Origin of the sequence: Pseudomonas putida, from assembly GCF_002741075.1 — a bacterium.
In the GTDB taxonomy this organism is placed as follows: Bacteria; Pseudomonadota; Gammaproteobacteria; order Pseudomonadales; family Pseudomonadaceae; genus Aquipseudomonas; species Aquipseudomonas putida_T.
Genome location: NZ_CP016634.1, coordinates 2,365,699 through 2,384,456, shown reverse-complemented (window position 1 = coordinate 2,384,456; position 18,758 = coordinate 2,365,699). Strand labels below are relative to the sequence as shown.

The following is an 18,758-nucleotide window of genomic DNA, read 5'->3' as shown; positions in this document are numbered from 1 at the left end:
CCGAAGAGGAGTTCACCGACTCCCTGCTGCACATCCCCCATTCGGTGCAGCTACGGTGATAGCTATGAAATCCAGATACGAGATCATCAATAACCCTATTGATGTCGACTTGCTTAGGTCTGACCTCGATTACAACCCTGACGACGGCTCATTCACCTGGAAGTCCAGGCCGCGAGATAGATTCGCCAGTGATCGGGCATTCAATATTTTCCATGGGAAATACGCAGGCCGCCCGGCTGGGTCGATCAAGACCAATAAAGACGGGCATTCATCCTGCGTTATAAGGATCAATCGCACCCTGCTCTATGCGCACAGGCTTGCATGGGCTTACGTGCATGGCGAGGCGCCACTGGCCCTGGATCATATCAATGGAGACGCCACAGATAACCGCATTTCAAACCTCAGGCCCGCCACGCTTTCTGTGAACAACAGGAATGCAGCGATGAGCAGAGCTAACACTAGCGGTGTCAACGGAGTCGTCTACCTGAAAGACAAGCGCAGATGGCGTGCCCAGGCTACCGAACTGGTTGACGGGGTGAGAAAGAACATCAGCATCGGTACTTTCGTCACGCGACGGGAAGCAGCTGAAGCGCGAATTGCCTGGAATGAGCAAAACGGCTATTCCGACAGGCATGGAGAGTCAGCGCAATGTCTTTGTCCAAGGAGCACCTTGAACGGCTGAGAGACAAGTTCTGGAGGCTCAATAATCTTTACATGATCACAGATAAATCTGGCAAAAAAGTCAGATTTAGAATGACCTCGGAGCAGATTGAGTACTTCAGCGGCCTCCATACCCGCAACATCATCCTCAAGGCCCGGCAGCTTGGCTTCACCACCCTGGTCTGCATCGTCCAGCTTGACGCAGCGCTGTTCGAGGCCGCCAAGTGCGCCCTGATCGCCCACACCCTGAACGACGCCAAGCGCCTATTCCGGGAGAAGGTGAAGTACGCCTACGATCACCTGCCCAAGGAGATCAAGGCAGCGAATCCGGCACGCAACGACGCCGCAGGCGAGCTGGTGTTCAGCAAGGGCGGGTCGCTTTACGTGTCCACCTCCTTCCGGGGCGGCACGCTGCGCTACCTGCACGTTTCCGAGTTCGGGAAGATCTGCGCCAAGTTCCCGCACAAGGCGCGGGAGATCGTCACCGGTGCGTTCGAGGCCGTGGCAGCCGAGTGCTTCGTCACCATCGAATCGACGGCGGAAGGACGGGCCGGGTATTTCTTCGACTACAGCCAGTCTGCCGAGAAGCAGCAGCTGGCCGGCGTGCCCCTGGGCCTGCTGGACTGGAAGTTCTTCTTCTTCAGCTGGTGGCGGAACCCGCTCTACTGGCTTGACCCGACCGATGTAGTCATCCCGGACCGGCTGGCCAAGTACTTCGACGACCTGGCCGCCAAGCACGGCATCGTCACCAACCCAGGCCAGCGCGCCTGGTACGCCGCCAAGGAAAAGACCCTCGGCGACGACATGAAGCGGGAATACCCGTCGATCCCTGCCGAGGCATTCCAGCAGACGATCGAGGGCGCCTATTACGCCAAGCAGTTCACCAAGCTCTACGCCGCCCAGCGCATCGGGAAGCTTCCGGACAACAGCCACCTGCCGGTGCACACGTTCTGGGACATCGGTGTGGGCGACTCCACGGCTATCTGGTTCGTCCGGATCGTCGGCGAGGAGTACCACGTCGTCGACTTCTATCAGAACAGCGGCGAAGGCCTGCGGCACTACATGAAGGTGCTGAAGGATCGCGGCTACGAGTATGGCGAGCACTGGGGCCCGCACGACATCGACAACCGGGAATTCGGTAGCGACGGCAAGACGCGGCGCGAACTCGCACGAGAAGGCTACGAAATCGACGGACAGCGCTATTCGCTGACGTTCCAGGTGGTACCAAAGCTCGGAGTGGACGAAGGCATCGAGCAGGCCCGGGAAATCCTCCCGAATTGCGCCTTCGACGAAGCCAAATGCGAGGAGGGCATTACCGCCCTGGAGAGCTACCGCAAGGAGTGGGACGACAAGCGCGGCTGCTGGAAAGACAAGCCGCTCCATGACTGGTCATCCCACCCGTCTGACGCCTTCCGCTACTTCGCCGTGGCCAAGACCAAGCGCTCCGTGGTCAAGCGCGTACCCATCACGTTCACTTTCTGAGGCTACCCATGCCGAACTTCATTCCCCGGGCAGAGTACTCGGAGGCCTTGCCCGGCTGGCAGCTGGTCAAGCGCTGCGTGGCTGGCGCCCGTGAGGTGCGCAAGCACGACGAATACCTGCCGATGCCGGACCCGGAGAACAAATCACCGGAGAACCTGGCGCGGTACAAGCAGTACAAGAAGCGAGCGATGTTCCTGAACATCACCGGGCGCACACGTACCGGCCTGCTGGGTGCGGTGTTCCGCAAGACAGCCGAACTGCAACTGCCCGCCGGCGTGGAGTACCTGAAGGAGAACGCCAGTGGCGACGGCACGAGCCTGGAGCAGCTTTCCAAGCGCTCCGTGGGTGAGTGCCTGGATACTGGGCGTGGCGGCTTCCTGGTGGACTTCCCGCCAGTTGAAGGCGTGTCCTCCATGGCCGACATGCAGGGCCGGCGTGCACTGATCCACCACTACGGCGCGACCTCGATCATCGACTGGGAAGAGCAGGTCATTGATGGCGTGCTGCGCCTGGTCTACGTCTGTCTGCTGGAATGCGTGTCCGAGTTCAGCCAGGAGAACCTCGATCGCATCAAGGAAGAGCAGTACCGGGTGCTGCTGCTGGTAGATGGAAAGTACGTCCAGCGCCTCTACAGCAAGGACGGCAAGACCTACACCGAGACCCAGCCGCTCGACAAGAATGGCCAGCCGTTCGATCACATCCTGTTCAGCTTCTACGGGGCCGAGGACAACGACGCCAGCATCGACAAGTCGCCGCTGGAAGACTTGGCCGATGTGAACATCCTGCACTACGGCAACAGTGCCACGGTGGAGGAGAGCGGGTTCATCAGCAGCCAGCCCACGCTGTTCATAACCACCGACATCAGCGCGGATGATTTCGCCAAGCTGAACCCCAATGGCATCCACATCGGTTCTACCCGCGGCTTCAACCTCGGAAAGTCCGGTGACGCAAAGCTTGTCCAGGCGACCGAGAGCCAGCTGGCCCGAACGCTGCTGAAGGACAAGGAAGAGCAGATGCTGATGATCGGCGCGCGCATCGTCCAGAAGGCGGGCGGAGCCGAGACAGCAGAGGCCGTTCGCATCCGCTACAGCTCGGACAACAGCGTGCTGGGTACCATCGCCGGTAACGTGTCCGAGGCCCTGAAACGGGCCATCCTCGACGCCGAGCGCTTCATGATGGGCGAGCTGGACGAGGAGGGGACGGTCTTCTGGCTCAACCAGTCGTTCTTCGACGAGACCATGACCGCCCAGGACATCCTGGCCCAGGTCCAGCTCTGGCAGCAGGGCATCATCGCGAAGTCCGACCTGCGCACCAACCTTCGCCAGGGTGGTGTGCTCGAGGCAGACCGCACCGATGAGCTAATCGACGATGAACTTGCCGATCAGCCGCCGGTGGCCGGCAACGACGCCGGAGGCGGTGAGGATGAGCAGTGACGGCTACCTTTCCGACGCAGCGACTCGCCACCAGGTGCACGTGCAGCGCTACGCCGGTGGTAGCTTAAAGCGCCTGGCCAAGTTCATCACGAAGGCCATCAGCACCGCCAAATCGCGTGTATCAGAGGGATTGAGCCGTTACGGCACCCAACGGTACGAGAAGCAGATTCAGGAGCTACAGGGCGAGCTGGCGGGCGTGTACGGCGAGATGAAGCAGCAGGCCGTGCTCGACCTGACGGAATTCGCCGGGTATGAGGCCGAGTTCAACATGACCCTGCTGGGCAAGGTCGTGAAGACGGTCGTGCAGCTGAACAAGCCGAGCATTGAGCAGGTCGCCGCCGCAGCGCTGGCCGATCCGCTCGACCTGGAGGTCGGCAAGGGGCGGCAGCGCATCAGCATCGCCGGCGCGCTCGACCAGTACGGCACCAAGAAGAGCGCCGAGATCATCAGCGAGATTCGCATGGGCTCGGCGCTGGGTGAGACGACAAGTCAGATCACCCGCCGGCTCACATCGCTCGGCGTGCAGCAGCGCGACCAGGCCGGGGCGCTGGTTCGGACCATGACCAACCATATCGCCAGTTCGGCGAGGTCGCAGGTCATGGCCGACAACGACGACATCCTGAAGGGTAAGCGCCGGGTCGCCACGCTGGACGGCAGGACCACGCCGCTCTGCCGTGCGCTGGATGGCACGGTGGTGCCCATGACAGCGCCGTCGCCGCCGTTCCACTGGAACTGCCGGACCACCGAGATCCCAGTCCTCAAGGATGAGTTTGCCCGAGATATCCCTGGCTCAACTCGCCCAGCGGTAGGCCAGGACGGCGCCGAACAGGTCAGCAGCAAGACCACCTACGGCGAATGGCTCGCACGCCAGCCTGCAGCGTTCCAAGAGGATGTGCTCGGCCCGGCTCGCTACAAGCTGTTCAGCAAGGGCCAGCTCACCATCGACCGGTTTGTCGACGATGACGGCCGCACCCTGACCCTCAAGCAGCTGCGCGAGCGTGAGCCGATGGCATTCGAGCGGGCCGGCCTGAACTGATCCGCGCCACAAAACACGGCGCTTCGATTTCGTGGCGCGCAATTTCCAAGCCCTGGCTGAGCCGGGGCTTTTTTGTACCCGCAGGCAGGGCCTGCTCAACGTCTCTGGGAGACAGCAATGACCTTGAAATTCCAACTGGACAGCCTCGAAGGCGTCGAAGAATCGGTAGCAGCCCTGTACGTCGAGAAGGACGGCAAGTTCGTCCTTGGCATCGATGGTCTGCCGCAGCAGGAGGATGTCACCGGCCTGAAGGCCAAGGTGGAGGAGCTCCTGGGCGAGAAGAAGGCCGCCGAGAAAGCCCGCCGCGAGGCCGAAGAAAAGGCGCGCGCCGAGGCTGAGGAGGCCGCCCGCAAGTCTGGCAACGTCGAGGAGCTCGAAAAGTCCTGGTCCGAGAAATACAACCGCCGCGAAGCTGAGCTGACCGGCACCCTCGAAAGCGAGCGCGCCACCCTGCAAGGCCAGATCCGGGATCTGACCGTGGGCCGTACCGCCACCGAGATCGCGACTGCTCTGGCCGTGCCAGGCAGCGCCAAGGCATTGCTTCCCCACATCGAACGCCGGCTGAGCGTCGAGCAGCGCGACGGTAAACCAACCGTTGTCGTGCTGGACGCTGCCGGCAAGCTCTCGGCGGCAACGCTGGATGAGCTGAAAGCAGAATTCACCAACGATCCGGCCTTCGGCCCGCTGATCGCTGGTAGCAAGGCATCTGGCGGCGGGGCCGGGGGTGCTGGAAAGGGCGGCGGGGCCGCAAAAGGCAATTTCGGCGGTAACAAAGCGGAACGCACGGCGGCAATCGCCAGCCGGTTCCCAGACCTCCCTCAATCGTAAGGAAAAACACCTATGTCCCTGTCGCAAATGCAGGTTTTCAACGAGTACATCATGCCGGCGACCATCGAGACGCTGGATCAGATGCTCGTTGCGTTCAACGCCGCCAGTCGTGGCGCTATCATCCTTTCTCCGGATGGCTTCACTGGCGACTTCCTTCAGGAATCGTTCTTCCAGACCCTAGCGGCTGCCCAGCGCCGCGTGGATCGATATGCCGCCAACGGCACGGCCCCGATCACCGACCTGGAAGAGCTGAAGAACTCGTCCGTCAAGATCGCTGGTGGCTTCGGCCCGGTTCGTTACGAGCCATCGCAGATGACCTGGCTCGAGCGCCCAACCGCTCAAGGCGTCGAGGTGGCATCGCGCGCGTTCGCCGAGATCCTGTTGAAGGATCAGCTGAACACCGCCATTGCTGCTCTGGTTGCTGCGATTACCGCTCAGGCTGCAGCCGTCAACGATGTATCGGCCACCGCTGGCGTCTCGCAGACCGCACTGAACAACGCTCATGCCAAGTTCGGCGATGCCAGCCAGAACCTCATCACCCAGATCATGCAGGGCACCACCTACCACAAGCTGATCGGGCAGGCGCTGACCAACGAGAACCAGCTTTTCCAGGCTGGCAACGTGCGGGTCATCGATATTCTGGGCAAAACCACTGTTGTCACTGATGCACCGGCACTGATGCAGGCCGGCACCCCGAACAAGGAAATCATTCTTTCCCTGCAACAGGCGGCTGCTCTGGTTCACGACGGTCGCGACATGATCAGCAACGTCCAGACCAATAACGGCAAGGAGCGCATCGAGACCACGCTGCAGGTGGATTACAGCTTCGGCCTTGGCCTCAAGGGCTACACCTGGGATCAAACCAACGGCGGCAAATCCCCGACCGATGCCGAGATCGCCACCGGGACGAACTGGGACAAGACCGCCACCAGCATCAAGCACACCGCCGGTGTTGCTCTGATCGGTGATGCTTCCAAGTAACCCTGATGGCGGGCTGGGCCTATGGCCTGGCCTGCTGAGGATATGCGCATGAGCAGAAACAACATCTGGTATCTGGCTGGCCCGTTCCACCAGTACCAGGAGGACATCAAGGCGCTGGCCAAGGAGCACGGCTTGATCATCGTCGATGCCAACTCTGCCCTGAGCCGAAAGGGCGAGGCCGACGATGTCCCCGAGGTGACCATTCGCCCCGAACTGCTGGCTTCGACCGTGGTTGTCGAGGCTGGCGGCCTGAGCCAGGACCATTTCGACCTCTTGACCGCCGAGCTGGAATCCATCGGCGTGATCGTCGAATCGTTCGCCGTCCAGAGCCTGGAGCGCCCGGAGGGCGACCTGGGCAAAACCGCATCGCGCCTCTTCGAAGTGTTCGAAGCAGTTAATGCCGGGGTCTCCAGCCTGCAACGTGAGCGCGACGGTGAAGTGCAGAAGGTTACCGCGCTGGAGCAAGAGAAGGCCGAACTGCTCAAGCAGATCGAGGCTCTCAAGGTGGCGAACGCTGACCCCGAGGTCGAATCGCTCAAGGCCAAGCTCGACGCCGCGAACGTTTCCTACCGCTCCAATGCCTCGAAAGAGTCACTGCAGAAGCTGGTGGAAGATCTGGCCAAGTAAACACCGGGCGGTAGGCAAATCCGCCGCCCAACTCATTCAAGCGGAGGCCTGATGGCTACCTACATCACCGTGGCCGACGTAGACGCCATCCTTGGGCCTGACTGGGCAGCTCCAGAGCTGAAGGACGAGGCGGTCTTCGAGGCGAATGCCTACCTCACTGCGCTCAACCTGGTCGGCATCGACATGGACAACATCCCTGACGATGTGAAACAGGCAGGCGCGCGGCTGGCCAAGTGCGCTTCCCAAGGAAAGCTTTACCAGCAGCAGACCGAGGGCTCGCTCGAGGCGAAGACGGTCAAGGCCGGATCGGTATCGACCAGCAAGACCTTCGGCTCGATCGACAAGACCAGCACTGTCGCCCAGCCAGCCTGTGTGCAGTTGGCACTGGCGCTGCTGACGCCATGGCGCAGCAACCAGTTCGCCTTTGCTGTGAAAAGGGGGTAGCCATGGGCCTTCGCGACGATATCCAGGCAGACCTTGCCGAGGCCTTCGACGAGGATCTTGCTGATGCCGTGTCAGCGTTCACCGGCACCTACATGGGGCCGGGCGTCTTTGATCCGGTTACCGAAACCACTACAGCCCAGCCAGTTACCTACACCGGGCGCGGGGTGCTCGACAGCTACGACAGCCGCCGCATCGACGGCCTGAACATCATGGTGGGTGACGTACTTCTGATCTGCCTGGCCAATGAGGTCACGGATAGGCCGGCTGTTGGCCACCAGATCACGGCGCTCGACCTTATCACCGGCGAGCCGGCCACGTACCGCATTGTCAGTCCCGGCATCGATCCGGCCAAGGCGCATTACGAGATCCAGCTGAGGAAGTGATCATGGCCAAAGGCAAGGGCAGGGGGTGGAGCACGCCACCGACGATGTTCCGCGAGGAGATCGACGAAGCAGTCGCTACCCGAACCCGAGTCATCGCCATGGCCATGCTGCAGGAGGTCGTGCGGCGCTCTCCTGTGGGCAACCCCAGCCTTTGGAAGGTGAATCAGGAACTCAAGGCTAGGAATGTCGCCATGGCTGATGCCTACGACGCCAAGGCATCCCAGCTTGGCAACAAGAAGCTGACCAAGCGTGAGCGAGAGCAGAACTACTTCGTCAACCAGGTGGCTGCCGGGCAGGGCTATGTAGGCGGCAGGTTCAGAGCCAACAACATCGTCACTGTCGGTGCGCCGAGCTATGCGCAACTAGACGCCGTAGATCCATCAGGCGCTACAACCATCAGCAATGGCGGGGCCGTGCTCCAATCGGTCGAGGCATACGCCGTGGTCTACATCCAGAACAACCTGCCGTACGCGGAGCCGCTGGAAGATGGTCATTCGACCCAGGCTCCGGGTGGCGTCTACGCCGTTTCGTTCCACGGCGTTTCACAGGCCTACAGCTCATGACCTTTGAACAGATTCGCGCCGTCGTCATCGGGCGCATGCAGCAGTGGGCCGGCATTCCGGCTGCGAACGTGGACTATCCGAACAATGCAGCGCCGTTTGACCCGGCAGGTAAGACCATCTGGGCGAGGCTGGCGGACATTCCAGGCCTTAGCAGCACGCCAGAGATCGGCAACGGCCCGAGCGTGCGCCGTACCGGTCTTCTCGTAATTCAGCTGTTCGTGCCGACCTACAAGGGCACGCTGGCGATCACCAAAGCCGCCGATACCCTGGCCCAGCACTTCGAGTACTACAGTGCGCCCGAGGGGCCGCTGGACTTCTTTGCCGCCTCGGCCAACGTCATCGGTGACGACGGTAACGGCTGGTACCAGGTCAACATCTCCGTGCCATACAGGGCCTACTGATGAGCGAAACCATGAAGGTGCGCATCGACGGGGAGCTGGTCGACCGAGAGATAGCCCAGATCACGCGGGCGATCCAGGAAGACGGATCGATCCACGAATACCCCGAGCCAAAGCTTGAGCAGGGCGAGGTTGTATTCAGGCCTGACGACGATCCGGCGCCAATCATCGTGGTCCGCACGATTCCGGCATAACGCCAACCAAACACCTGCACCGCCAAATGGCGGTTTTTTTACGCCTATTGATAGGAGAAACACCCCATGAGTAGCGGTGCAAAGCGCTCGACCGCGTGGATTCGCGAGGTCACCCCGGGCATTACCCCGCCTGGCCCTTGGAACGTGCTGACCCGCGTCAGCTTCGGCCTGGTGCCCACCTACAACACCGAAGAGAACAACGAGATCGGCGAAAGCCGCATGTCGCAGGGTACTGCCCAGACGACCGTCGATGTCGGTGGCGATATCGAAACCAAGTTCCGCTACGGTGCGTTGGACGAGTTCCTGGCCTCCTGTTTCGGCAAGGACTGGGTCGGCAACGTCCTGACCATGGGCAACGACCGCATTTCGTTCTCCATCGGCGCCTACGATGCCGACGTGGGTATCGCTGGCATCGCCCGCGGCGCCCAGGTGGACACGATCAACATCGAGGTCCCGAACGACAACGAAATCAGCGTCACCACCACGTTCATGGCCACGTCGTGGGATGACAAGGCCGACAATACGTCGTTCATCGTCAGCCCTGCGCCCGAGGCGAATCAGCGGCGCTACGGCTTCAAGGACGTCACCGGCCTGAAGATCAACGGCGTGCAGCTGGGCGAAGACAACGCCTGCGTTGACAGCTTCAACCTGCAGTTCGCTAACAACGCTCAAACCCAGCGCTGCATCGGTAACGGCAACCCGTTCCCGGGCAACATTATCCCGACCACCTTCACCCCGTCGGGCTCGATCACCATGAGCTGGTCCAAGACCGCATATCAGTACTGGAAGGCCCAGCAGACCGGCGACTCGCTCAGCTTCGAGTTCACCCTGAACAACGCCGACGGCGGCTACACCTTCTTCATCCCTGAGATGGAAGTGAGCGGTGATTGGCCGGACGGTGGCGCCACCGACATCATCCAGGTCGAACTGGAATACACCGCCCGCCGCGTGCCGCCGACCATTACCCGTCTGCCAGCGCCGATTGCGATCGCAGCGGTCACCGTGACCCCGGCCACCCTGAGCCTGGCAGTCGATGAAACCGGCGACCTCGAGGCTGTCGTGACCCCGGTAGGTGCAAGCCAGCTGGTCACCTGGACCTCTTCGGCCCCGGCCATCGCCAGCGTGAGCGCCACCGGCCTGGTCACCGCCATCGCGGCGGGCTCCGCAACCATCACCGCGACCAGCGCTGCAGACGGCACCAAGACCGACACCTGCGCTGTCACCGTCACTGTTTAATCCTTTGCCCGGCGCGCCCTGCGGTGTGCGCCGGGCCTTTTACCGCAGAGGAATACCATGGCCTTCACCATCGCAAAGAAGCCAGAACTGGATATCAGCGGCGAGCGCTGGGTCGAGTTCGCCCCTGGCGCCCAAATCCTCGTTGGGTCGATTGCCAACCCGCTCTACAAGTCCCATCAGGCGCTGATCAATCGACACCTTGCCGCGATTAACCAACAGGCAAGGGTCGGCACCGCTGAGTTCAGCCTTTCGGAAATCCCTGATGTTGAGCTGGAGACCGACGATGATCTGTTCGTCGAGCTGGCGGCCAAGCACCTGATCAAGGACTGGAAGGGCGTCGACGTAGAAGAGAAGCCCGGCGAACCAGCTCCTTACAGCGCTGAGCTGTGCATCGCTCTGATCAACCAGATGCCAAGCGTCTACTTCCTGGCCCTGCGTACCGCGACCGATATCGCACGCCGCGTTGAGGAGAAGGCTGCAGCCACTGCGGAAAAGCAGTAGCGGCATACCTGTGGGGACGCGATTGGACTGGCGATGCCAACGAAAAGAAGCGCTGGAAGCATGAGCGTCTTGGCTCTGGCGTGCCCGAGGCGCCCGAGATTGACGGTGTAACCGCAGAGATCCTTGAAGCCTACGCCTACATCAGCCGGTCCCGGCAGTACGTCGGCATGGTGGGCGCTCCGGCGCCTATCGCGCCATCAGCCATCACCGAATACCTCGACCGCTACCCCTCGGCGCTATGCCGCGAAGAGTTTGACGCAGCTGTTTTTGCCCTCGACGACCAGTTCCGCAAGCACTGGGACGAACAGAACGAGAAGGCCAGAGCGGACGCTGAATCCAAATCCAAGCCCAAGAGGCGCTGACGCCGGAGGGCGAAATGACGCAAGAATCCCGCCTTGCCATCACGATTGACTCGCGCCCAGCGAAGAAAAATGCGGATGACCTGAGTGATTCGCTCAATAAGGTAGAGCAGAGCGGGGAAGGTGCTGCTGTTTCTGCCGAGAACTTGAGCAGGGTCACAGTCACCCTTGGCTCGAACATGGGCAAAATGGCGTCCGCCGCAGTCACCGCCCTGGATCGCGTCGAGAAGTCGACGGCATCGACCGACCGGCAGATGACGGCCCTGGTCTCAAAGTCTGACGCCCTCGAGGCAGCCATGCTGTCGGTTGGGGCTGGCGTCACAAAGCTCGACTCCAGCCTGACTCAGTCGAATGCGCTGCTTTCTCAGATGTCCACGGGCATCGGCCAGCTGTCGAATGGGTTCAGTGTATTTTCCAGTACTCAGAGCCAGGTTAACGCCCAGCTTATTCGTGTCGCCGCGGCTCTTGAGCAGGTCGCCAGTGGCGCCCGCCAGGCTGATGCGGCCATGGACTCCGTGTCCGGTAGCACCAAGGCGGCTGACGCCTCGCTCGAGCAGCAGCGAGAGGAGTTGACTCGCCTGATTGGCCAGATCAACCCGGCGGTTGCCGCGCTTGATCGCCTGGACGCCATGCAGGATAAGCTCAGCAAGTTCAAAAAGGCCGGGCTTGTTGATACCGAAACTTTTGAGGAGTACAGCGGGCGTCTGAAGGAAGCCCGGGACGAGCTTGGCAAAACGTCCACGGCCATGAACACCGCCGGTATGTCAGCCAAGGCCTACAACGCCGCGCTGCGCGGGCTGCCAGCTCAGTTCACAGATATTGCCGTCAGCCTTCAGGGCGGACAGGCTCCATTGACTGTCCTTCTGCAGCAGGGCGGTCAGCTGAAAGACATGTTCGGCGGTATCGGCCCGGCTGCTCGCGCCATGGGCGGCTACATACTCGGCCTGGTTAACCCGTTCACAGCCGCAGCCGCAGCTGCTGGTGTGCTGGCTGTTGCCTACTACCAGGGCTCTGAAGAGACCGAGCGCTTCGCCAATGCGCTGATCGAGAATGGAAATGCTGCAGGCCTGAGCGCCAACCAACTTACCGATATGGCCAATCAGGTGGCGGCGAGCAGCGGCACAGTCGGTGCGGCCGCTGGTGTGCTGACCCAGTTGGCTGCCGCCGGTAACCCGCTGCGCAGCATGTACGTGGAGATCACCCAGGCCTCCCTGGCGTGGTCCAAGCAAACCGGCCGCGATATCAACGATGTCGTCCAGACCTTCAACGAGATCGGCAAGAACCCAGTCGAGGCCATCAAGAAGCTCGATGGCGAGCTGAACATCCTCACCGCATCGCAATACGCCAACATCCAATCCCTGCAGGAGCAGGGCAAGACGATGGACGCTGCGGCTATGGCGGCCGGCCTGTACGCCGAGGCCATCAACAGCCGGGCAGGGGAGATTGAGCGCAACCTGGGCACGCTGGAGTCCGCGTGGCAGTCCATCACCGGGGCGGCCAAGAAGGCCTGGGATGCCATGCTAGACGTTGGTCGCGATCAGACGATCGAGGATCAAATCGCCAACACCGAGAAATTGATTGCCCAGCGCAAAGGGGGAATCATCGGGTTCTTCGCCGGCGATGACGACCAGACCCTGCGCGGGCTCGAAACCAGGCTCAAGCAGCTGCAGACGGCTCTGGCAAACAATGCCGCCAAGGCTGCGCAGGATGCCAGCAACAAGGCCACACAGGATGCCGGCAAGAAAGGCATCGACCTGATCAACTCGACCTACAAGTCGTCTCTGACTCAGACCCAGAAGCTCCAGAAGGAACTGATGGACCTGGACAAGGCGCGCAAGGATGCCATTGCCGCAGGCGGCTTCAGCGCTGCAGAGGAAGAGAAGTACGCGAAATCCCGCAAGAACATCGAGCAGGAAATCGCGGACATCAAAGCTCGCGAGGCGAAGAAGAACGCGCCGAAGGGGGTTAACAAGGGTGTATCGCAGGCGGAGACCACGTTCGCCCGCCTGTACAACCAGTACGACCCTGCAGCCCAGGCTGCGCGCACCCTTACCAAAGAGCAAACTCAGCTTCAGTTGGCTCTGGACAAGGGCAAGATCAGCCAGGACGAGTACGGCAAGGCTCTCGCTCAGGCCTCGATCAACTACGCCGCCGCCATCAAGGGCGCCCAAGGCCTCACCCAGGCTGAGCAATACCGGGCTCAGCTTGAGCGGCAACTGGCTGGACAGCAGAGCGAGTACAGCATTGCGGCAGCCGGTGTCGGCATGGGCGACCAGCAGACGCAGCGCCTTCAGCAGCGCGTCCAGCTCGAGCAGCAGACCAACGACCGTATCCTGCAGCTGCGCACCGAACTGGCCAACGCCACGACGGAGAAGCAGCGCCAGGACTTGCAGGCGCAGATTGACCTGACCAACGAGTTCCTGCCGAAGCAGCTTGCTGCCCAGCAGGCCGGCTGGGCGCAGATGGATCAGGCGATGCTCAGCCCAATCAACGGCTGGACAGCGGCGCTGCAGAACTTCCAGGTGACCGCGACCAACGTCGCCGGGCAGACGCAGACACTGTTCACGAACGCCTTCGGCACTATCTCTAGCGGTGTTGGAAGCGCGTTCGAGAGCATGACGCTCGATGGCCAGACCTTCGGCGAGTCTGCTACGCAGGTGCTACGCAGCCTGGTAGGTGGGGTTATCAACGGCTTGGGTCAGATGGCCGCCCAATGGCTAATCAATCAGGGCATCCAGGCTGCTTTCGGGCAGACCTCGGCAGCGCTGGCGGCTCAGCAGATCGCCCAGGTCGGCGCCGTCACGGCAGCAGAGACCACTGGTGCAGCGGCTGTGGCCACAGCCAAGGTTGCGGCTGACGGCGTTGCTACCGCATCCAGCCTTGCGGCGACAGCCACAACCACAGCAGCCCAGACGGCAGCAGCAGCAACCACGGCAAGCGCCTGGCTGCCGGCGGCACTGGTCGCCTCCATTGGCTCGTTCGGTGCGGCGGCAGTGGTCGGCGGTACCGCTCTGCTTGCTGCCTTCGCGCTGATCAAGGGCTTTTCCACTGGCGGCTATGTTTCGGGCTCCGGCACGGGCACATCCGACAGCATCCCGGCGCGACTGAGTAACGGCGAGTTTGTGGTGAACGCCAAGGCAACTGCCCGTAATCGCGAGCTACTTGAGGCGATCAACTCGAATGAGCGAGTGTCCTTCGCCGGCGAAAACCTCTCGGTCAATGCGTCGAATCAGGTTGGCGGCACTCAGGCCCAGTCGTCGGGGATGAGCCTCACGGTCAACCTGATCGAGGACAAGGCCAACGCCGGCAAGGTGTCGCAATCAACCACAGAGGATGGCCAGAACATCCTGCAGATCTGCGTGGCCAGCATCATGGGCGACGGCGAGTTGTACCAGGCCGTCAGCAGCAAATTCGGAATATCAGGGGTTGGATCATGATCGAGTACCCTGCAGAACTGCCGCTACCGCTGCAGGATGGCTATGCGCTGGACACCCCTGTTGATCCGATGCTGCGCACGCAGATGGAGTCGGGCAGGGCGCGCCAAAGGTTGAATTTCGATGAGGTCCCTTACCTGATCAACGCCAAATGGAACTGCGACCGCAACCAGATGGCGTTCTTCCAGGGATGGTACGCACGGACGTTGGTTCAGGGCGTGGAGTGGTTCAAAGCCACGTTCCTGACGCCGATCGGGTTTCAGGAGTACGAGTGTCGATTCACCGGGCATTACACCGGACCAACTCTGGTGCAAGTCAGTCGCTGGGAATATTCGGCGACCCTAGAATTGCGCGATCCGCCTTTGATCCAGCCAGGCTGGGAAGATTTCCCTGAGTTCTGGTTCATGATGGACATCATCGACCGTGCAGTTAATGAGCAATGGCCGCTCAGTAAGTATGAGACGTTCATGAACGCGTTTGATTACGGTGTTAACGAGAAGTGGCCGCAGCCATGACCAGCACTTCCATTCTTGAACAGATCTATCGAGAAGCCGTGGCATCGGGCGGCCAAGAGGCCTTCGTTCGCACTCTAGAGATCACGTGCCCGGCCTGGTCAGAACCAGTGCTCATCTGCAACGGCTTCAAGGATCGCATTTGCGGTACCGAGGACGGGCGATTGCTCACCTTCGTTGCTGCGAATATCGGGATCGCTCTCGCGTCCAAGAACAACAAGGGCAACCAGGCCCTGGCCTTCGCCGTGGACAACACCACGGGCGAAGTTCAGCAGAAGGCCGACCAGGCCCTTGATGCCGCCGCCCGAGTCACCGCCACCTACCGCGTCTATCTGGCCAGCGACCTTTCAGCGCCATGTGAGAAGCCATATCGCATGTCAGTCGACAGCGACTCATTTGAGCAGAATCAGGCAAACCTGCAGTGCGGGTTCTTCGACCTAATCGGCACCGCCTGGCCGCGCGTGCTGTACACCACCAAGTTCGTGCCTGGCCTCAAGTACCTCTAAAGGTTCCCCCTATGGAATGGATCAACACGTATCTGTCATGCAGGTATGAGGACGGCGCTCGCGGTCCAGAAAGGTACGACTGCTGGGGGCTGGTCAGGGAGGCGCGACACCTGCACATGGGTAAGCGCTTGCTGCCCAGTTGGGGTCATGTGCGCAACACCGAGCCGAAGGAGTTCACCCGGGCGTACCGGGCCGAAGCCGAGCACATGGAAGTGTGCCGGCCAGAGCCTGGCGCAATTGCCGCCGTGATGCGCGGCCACATCTGCGTGCACGTCGCCCTTGTCGTCGAGTCAGGCGGTCGCCTGAAGGTTCTGGAAATCAATCCAGAGCGCGGCGCCCGGTGCATTCCGCTTTCCCAGTGGCAACGCGACCACAACACCGTTATCTATTACCGAGACCGGGAATGATCGAAATCTACCCCAATAAGCTCGCTTCCGAGCCTGCCGAGGTGCGCCCGGTCGAAATCCGGCAGAGCCTTCTGGCATGGTTCCATGCTGACGGCCTGCCGAAAGAGGTTGAGCCGGAGGCGCTGCCGTTGAGCGTGTTCGTCAACGGCGATCGCGCATTGCCGACTCAGTGGGCAAGCATCGAGTTCGGCCCTGAAGACCAGGTGCAGATCTACCGCGAGCCTAAGGGCACCGATCCGTTCTCGATCACTTTTGCTCTGGTGTTCGGCGCAAAGGCCGTGCTCAGTGCGCTGATGCCGAAAATGCCGTCCCTGAACAACCGCAGCAACACCAAGAGCGGTAAGGACCTTGGCCTGGCGACCGTTAAGGGCAACGAGGTCAAGCTGAATTCGGTTATTAGGGAGATTTTCGGCAGGCAGCGCCCGTACCCTGACTATTTGCTGCCGCCAAACCGCTACTTCGATGACCCGCGCTCGCAGTGGATCGAGATGCTGCTGTGCGTTGGTCGAGGAAAGTACGATATCCCGCTGGCCAATGTCCTGATTGGTGAGACTCCGCTGATCTCCCTCGGCTCTGACGCTCAGTTCACGATCTACGGGCCCGGTGCCAACCTCAGTGCCGAGACCGCCGCCAAGTGGTGGCACTCAGCGCCAGAGGTGGGGGCAACATCCACCGGCACCGCCGGCATTGAACTGAAGGCCACGTACGCCGTTTCCCCCGTGCCGACAGCGCAGTCCTACCAGTTCGCCGGGAAGAATGTGTCCATACCGACCGGGGCCGGATCGTTCCCGGCCGGCTGGGCTGCCGGGATGATTGTTCGCATAGTTGTTGGGTATGCGTATGACGTGGTTGATGGCGGGGCAGGGCGCGACATTATCCGGGGGAGCCTGGACCAGCTTGCGCCCTATGTGGGGATGCCGATTGAAATCGTCGGCAGCAACGCAGGCAACTACACAGTTGCCAGCTACACGCCCGGGGTAGGTACTGCCCCGGACGAGATGACGCTGGATTGGTCAGCCGGAGGCCCCGCCACGGGGCTTACTCTCGGTACCGGCCTTCAAATGGCGATTGGCATTTCCGGTTTGCGCTATCGGATCACAGCGGCATCGACTGCGTCGATTAGCGTTGAGCGCATAAATGCTGCCAACGAGAACGACACGACCTGGCCAGGGTTCGACGCGCTCACCACGTCCACGGCGATACTCCAGCTCGACGGATCAACGCAGGAGGGTGACTGGGCTGGACCTTATGCCGCCTGCCCGACCGGAACCAAGACTACGCGTCTGGCCGTGGATATCTTCTATCCGCAGGGGCTGACACACATTGGTGAGAACACCGGCACTCCGCGGGACTTCTCTGTCACTGTCGAGATCCAATATCGCGACATGGCGCTGGCCGGTGCCTGGACGTCATTCAAGAAGACCTACACCCAGGCCACGCTGGACCAGCTCGGATTTACGGAGTATCTCGACATTCCGGAGATGCGCCCAGAGGTCAGGTTGCGTCGGATCGGCGCCAAGTCGACCAGCACGAATGACGCCAATACCGTGCAGTGGTATGGGTTGCGCGCCAACTTGCCAGCGCCCACCAAGTACGACGGGGTGACGGTGATCGCTATTCGAGTGAAGGGCGGAAACCGTATCGCCTCGCAGTCGGAGAGCCAGGTTTCTTGCATCGCTACTCGAATTCTGCGCACGCGCAGGGATGGTGCATGGACCGGCGAAGAGCCTACCCGCGACATTTCTGCATGCATTGGCTACATCGCAGAGAGCGTCGGCTATTCGATAGAAGATGGCGACTCGGATATTGACCTCGATGAGCTTGATCGGCTGCAGGCGATATGGACGGATCGTGGTGACTACTACGACCGGACGATTGAGTCGGCAAGCACCGTTAAGGCCAGCATGATCGAGTGCCTGCAGGCTGGGTTCGCGGAGCTGACCATTGACCGTGGTCTTATCCGACCGGTTCGCGATGAGGCTCGCGGGCCAGATTTCGACCACATGTACAACCCGCAGGTGATGACCAAGCCGCTCAAGCGGGAAGCGGAGCATGTCACCGCCGACGATTTCGATGGCGTCGACGTTGAATATCTGGACGGCACCACTTGGCAGGTCGAGACAGTTGAGTGCCGCCTGGCTGGCGATCTCGGTCTGCGTACCGAGAAGGTCAAGATAGAGGGCGTGTGCGACGAGCATAGGGCCTGGCGGATAGGCATGCGCCGGCGCCGCCAGCAGGTGTACCAGCGCAAGCGCTACAGCTTCTCCACGGAACTGGATGCGCTGAACAGCGGCTATCTGGACTATGCGCTGCTGGGCGATACCACCCCCGGGTATGGCCAGAGCGCAATGCTCAAGGGTTACGCGCAGCTGGGCAGCCAGCACATGCTGGTCTCCTCGGAGCGGCTTGACTGGTCTGCTGGAGGCGAGCATTGGATTGCGCTTCGCCGGCGAGATGGCAGTGCTTCTGGGCCATACGTCGCAACGCGCATTGACGACTACCGACTGACTATTCCGTCTCTGGACTTCGTACCGGTGCTGGACAGCGCTATGGACGCGCCTGTGCTGCAGTTCGGGCCAAAGACCAAGTTCTGCTATCCGGCGCTGATCAAGGAGGTCAACCCAAGCGGTACCGTCAGCTGCAATGTCACCGCTGTGAACTACGACGAGCGCGTCTATCTGGACGACGACAATTTCCCTCCGGCCTGATCCGACCAAAACCCCGATTAAACCAAGCCCGCCATGCTCGGGCTTTTTTGTGCCTTGGAGAAACAC

Annotated in this window: 20 protein-coding genes; all 20 read left to right on the top strand. The window is 61.3% G+C overall.

Features of this window, described 5'->3' with window-relative positions; all coding sequences use genetic code 11:
* Positions 1-64: 64 nt before the first annotated feature.
* The 20 genes from IEC33019_RS10930 to IEC33019_RS10835 all read left to right on the top strand — a co-directional run bounded on the left by IEC33019_RS10930 (position 65) and on the right by IEC33019_RS10835 (position 18,692).
* A complete protein-coding gene (locus tag IEC33019_RS10930; RefSeq protein ID WP_099593471.1) occupies positions 65-682 on the top strand; it encodes an HNH endonuclease signature motif containing protein in 618 nt (205 codons plus the stop codon).
* A complete protein-coding gene (locus IEC33019_RS10925; RefSeq protein WP_099594161.1) occupies positions 655-2,142 on the top strand; it encodes a terminase in 1,488 nt (495 codons plus the stop codon). The genes IEC33019_RS10930 and IEC33019_RS10925 overlap by 28 nt, the downstream gene beginning before the upstream one ends.
* 8 nt (positions 2,143-2,150) lie before the next feature.
* Positions 2,151-3,575, top strand: a complete 1,425-nt coding sequence (locus IEC33019_RS10920; RefSeq protein ID WP_099593469.1) for a DUF4055 domain-containing protein — start codon at positions 2,151-2,153, stop codon at positions 3,573-3,575.
* Entirely contained in the window at positions 3,565-4,611 is a 1,047-nt protein-coding gene (locus tag IEC33019_RS10915) for a minor capsid protein (protein WP_099593467.1), read from the top strand. Before IEC33019_RS10920 ends, IEC33019_RS10915 begins: the two co-directional genes overlap by 11 nt.
* A gap of 117 nt (positions 4,612-4,728) precedes the next feature.
* Positions 4,729-5,439, top strand: coding sequence for a hypothetical protein (locus IEC33019_RS10910; protein WP_015269849.1), 711 nt, complete (start codon positions 4,729-4,731; stop codon positions 5,437-5,439).
* Positions 5,440-5,451: 12 nt separating this feature from the next.
* Positions 5,452-6,420: a major capsid protein gene (locus tag IEC33019_RS10905; RefSeq protein WP_099593465.1), complete on the top strand. Its 969-nt coding sequence runs from the start codon at positions 5,452-5,454 to the stop codon at positions 6,418-6,420.
* Between the two features lie 48 nt (positions 6,421-6,468).
* The gene (locus IEC33019_RS10900; protein ID WP_099593463.1) at positions 6,469-7,047 is read left to right on the top strand and encodes a hypothetical protein; all 579 of its coding nucleotides are present in this window, start codon (positions 6,469-6,471) and stop codon (positions 7,045-7,047) included.
* A gap of 51 nt (positions 7,048-7,098) precedes the next feature.
* Positions 7,099-7,491 (top strand): protein singed, encoded by a 393-nt coding sequence (locus tag IEC33019_RS10895; RefSeq protein ID WP_099593461.1) that lies wholly within the window; start codon positions 7,099-7,101, stop codon positions 7,489-7,491.
* A 2-nt stretch (positions 7,492-7,493) separates the two neighbouring features.
* On the top strand, positions 7,494-7,874 hold the full coding sequence (locus tag IEC33019_RS10890) for a glutamate 5-kinase (RefSeq protein ID WP_099593459.1): 381 nt from the start codon (positions 7,494-7,496) through the stop codon (positions 7,872-7,874).
* A gap of 2 nt (positions 7,875-7,876) precedes the next feature.
* Positions 7,877-8,437, top strand: a complete 561-nt coding sequence (locus tag IEC33019_RS10885; protein ID WP_099593457.1) for a hypothetical protein — start codon at positions 7,877-7,879, stop codon at positions 8,435-8,437.
* On the top strand, positions 8,434-8,838 hold the full coding sequence (locus tag IEC33019_RS10880; protein WP_099593455.1) for a phage tail terminator-like protein: 405 nt from the start codon (positions 8,434-8,436) through the stop codon (positions 8,836-8,838). Before IEC33019_RS10885 ends, IEC33019_RS10880 begins: the two co-directional genes overlap by 4 nt.
* On the top strand, positions 8,838-9,029 hold the full coding sequence (locus IEC33019_RS10875; RefSeq protein ID WP_099593453.1) for a hypothetical protein: 192 nt from the start codon (positions 8,838-8,840) through the stop codon (positions 9,027-9,029). Before IEC33019_RS10880 ends, IEC33019_RS10875 begins: the two co-directional genes overlap by 1 nt.
* A gap of 66 nt (positions 9,030-9,095) precedes the next feature.
* Complete coding sequence (locus IEC33019_RS10870) at positions 9,096-10,265, top strand: phage tail tube protein (RefSeq protein ID WP_099593451.1); 1,170 nt, start codon at positions 9,096-9,098, stop codon at positions 10,263-10,265.
* 57 nt (positions 10,266-10,322) lie between these two features.
* Complete coding sequence (locus IEC33019_RS10865) at positions 10,323-10,766, top strand: hypothetical protein (protein ID WP_099593449.1); 444 nt, start codon at positions 10,323-10,325, stop codon at positions 10,764-10,766.
* 80 nt (positions 10,767-10,846) lie between these two features.
* Positions 10,847-11,128, top strand: coding sequence for a hypothetical protein (locus IEC33019_RS10860; RefSeq protein WP_253776142.1), 282 nt, complete (start codon positions 10,847-10,849; stop codon positions 11,126-11,128).
* Between the two features lie 14 nt (positions 11,129-11,142).
* Positions 11,143-14,562, top strand: coding sequence for a phage tail length tape measure family protein (locus IEC33019_RS10855; RefSeq protein ID WP_099593447.1), 3,420 nt, complete (start codon positions 11,143-11,145; stop codon positions 14,560-14,562).
* Positions 14,559-15,074, top strand: coding sequence for a transposase (locus tag IEC33019_RS10850; protein ID WP_216641845.1), 516 nt, complete (start codon positions 14,559-14,561; stop codon positions 15,072-15,074). Before IEC33019_RS10855 ends, IEC33019_RS10850 begins: the two co-directional genes overlap by 4 nt.
* Entirely contained in the window at positions 15,071-15,577 is a 507-nt protein-coding gene (locus IEC33019_RS10845) for a DUF1833 family protein (RefSeq protein WP_099593445.1), read from the top strand. The genes IEC33019_RS10850 and IEC33019_RS10845 overlap by 4 nt, the downstream gene beginning before the upstream one ends.
* 116 nt (positions 15,578-15,693) lie before the next feature.
* Positions 15,694-15,984, top strand: a complete 291-nt coding sequence (locus IEC33019_RS10840; protein ID WP_367613842.1) for a hypothetical protein — start codon at positions 15,694-15,696, stop codon at positions 15,982-15,984.
* Complete coding sequence (locus IEC33019_RS10835; protein WP_099593441.1) at positions 15,981-18,692, top strand: host specificity factor TipJ family phage tail protein; 2,712 nt, start codon at positions 15,981-15,983, stop codon at positions 18,690-18,692. Before IEC33019_RS10840 ends, IEC33019_RS10835 begins: the two co-directional genes overlap by 4 nt.
* Positions 18,693-18,758 lie beyond the last annotated feature (66 nt).

What these genes read in the sequence shown, in the direction of transcription:
- IEC33019_RS10930 (WP_099593471.1), top strand. Translation starts at nt 65, where the DNA reads ATGAAATCCAGATACGAGATCATCAATAACCCTATTGATGTCGACTTG.
- IEC33019_RS10920 (WP_099593469.1), top strand. Translation starts at nt 2,151, where the DNA reads ATGCCGAACTTCATTCCCCGGGCAGAGTACTCGGAGGCCTTGCCCGGC.
- IEC33019_RS10915 (WP_099593467.1), top strand. Translation starts at nt 3,565, where the DNA reads ATGAGCAGTGACGGCTACCTTTCCGACGCAGCGACTCGCCACCAGGTG.
- IEC33019_RS10910 (WP_015269849.1), top strand. Translation starts at nt 4,729, where the DNA reads ATGACCTTGAAATTCCAACTGGACAGCCTCGAAGGCGTCGAAGAATCG.
- IEC33019_RS10905 (WP_099593465.1), top strand. Translation starts at nt 5,452, where the DNA reads ATGTCCCTGTCGCAAATGCAGGTTTTCAACGAGTACATCATGCCGGCG.
- IEC33019_RS10900 (WP_099593463.1), top strand. Translation starts at nt 6,469, where the DNA reads ATGAGCAGAAACAACATCTGGTATCTGGCTGGCCCGTTCCACCAGTAC.
- IEC33019_RS10895 (WP_099593461.1), top strand. Translation starts at nt 7,099, where the DNA reads ATGGCTACCTACATCACCGTGGCCGACGTAGACGCCATCCTTGGGCCT.
- IEC33019_RS10890 (WP_099593459.1), top strand. Translation starts at nt 7,494, where the DNA reads ATGGGCCTTCGCGACGATATCCAGGCAGACCTTGCCGAGGCCTTCGAC.
- IEC33019_RS10885 (WP_099593457.1), top strand. Translation starts at nt 7,877, where the DNA reads ATGGCCAAAGGCAAGGGCAGGGGGTGGAGCACGCCACCGACGATGTTC.
- IEC33019_RS10880 (WP_099593455.1), top strand. Translation starts at nt 8,434, where the DNA reads ATGACCTTTGAACAGATTCGCGCCGTCGTCATCGGGCGCATGCAGCAG.
- IEC33019_RS10875 (WP_099593453.1), top strand. Translation starts at nt 8,838, where the DNA reads ATGAGCGAAACCATGAAGGTGCGCATCGACGGGGAGCTGGTCGACCGA.
- IEC33019_RS10870 (WP_099593451.1), top strand. Translation starts at nt 9,096, where the DNA reads ATGAGTAGCGGTGCAAAGCGCTCGACCGCGTGGATTCGCGAGGTCACC.
- IEC33019_RS10865 (WP_099593449.1), top strand. Translation starts at nt 10,323, where the DNA reads ATGGCCTTCACCATCGCAAAGAAGCCAGAACTGGATATCAGCGGCGAG.
- IEC33019_RS10855 (WP_099593447.1), top strand. Translation starts at nt 11,143, where the DNA reads ATGACGCAAGAATCCCGCCTTGCCATCACGATTGACTCGCGCCCAGCG.
- IEC33019_RS10850 (WP_216641845.1), top strand. Translation starts at nt 14,559, where the DNA reads ATGATCGAGTACCCTGCAGAACTGCCGCTACCGCTGCAGGATGGCTAT.
- IEC33019_RS10845 (WP_099593445.1), top strand. Translation starts at nt 15,071, where the DNA reads ATGACCAGCACTTCCATTCTTGAACAGATCTATCGAGAAGCCGTGGCA.
- IEC33019_RS10840 (WP_367613842.1), top strand. Translation starts at nt 15,694, where the DNA reads ATGGGTAAGCGCTTGCTGCCCAGTTGGGGTCATGTGCGCAACACCGAG.
- IEC33019_RS10835 (WP_099593441.1), top strand. Translation starts at nt 15,981, where the DNA reads ATGATCGAAATCTACCCCAATAAGCTCGCTTCCGAGCCTGCCGAGGTG.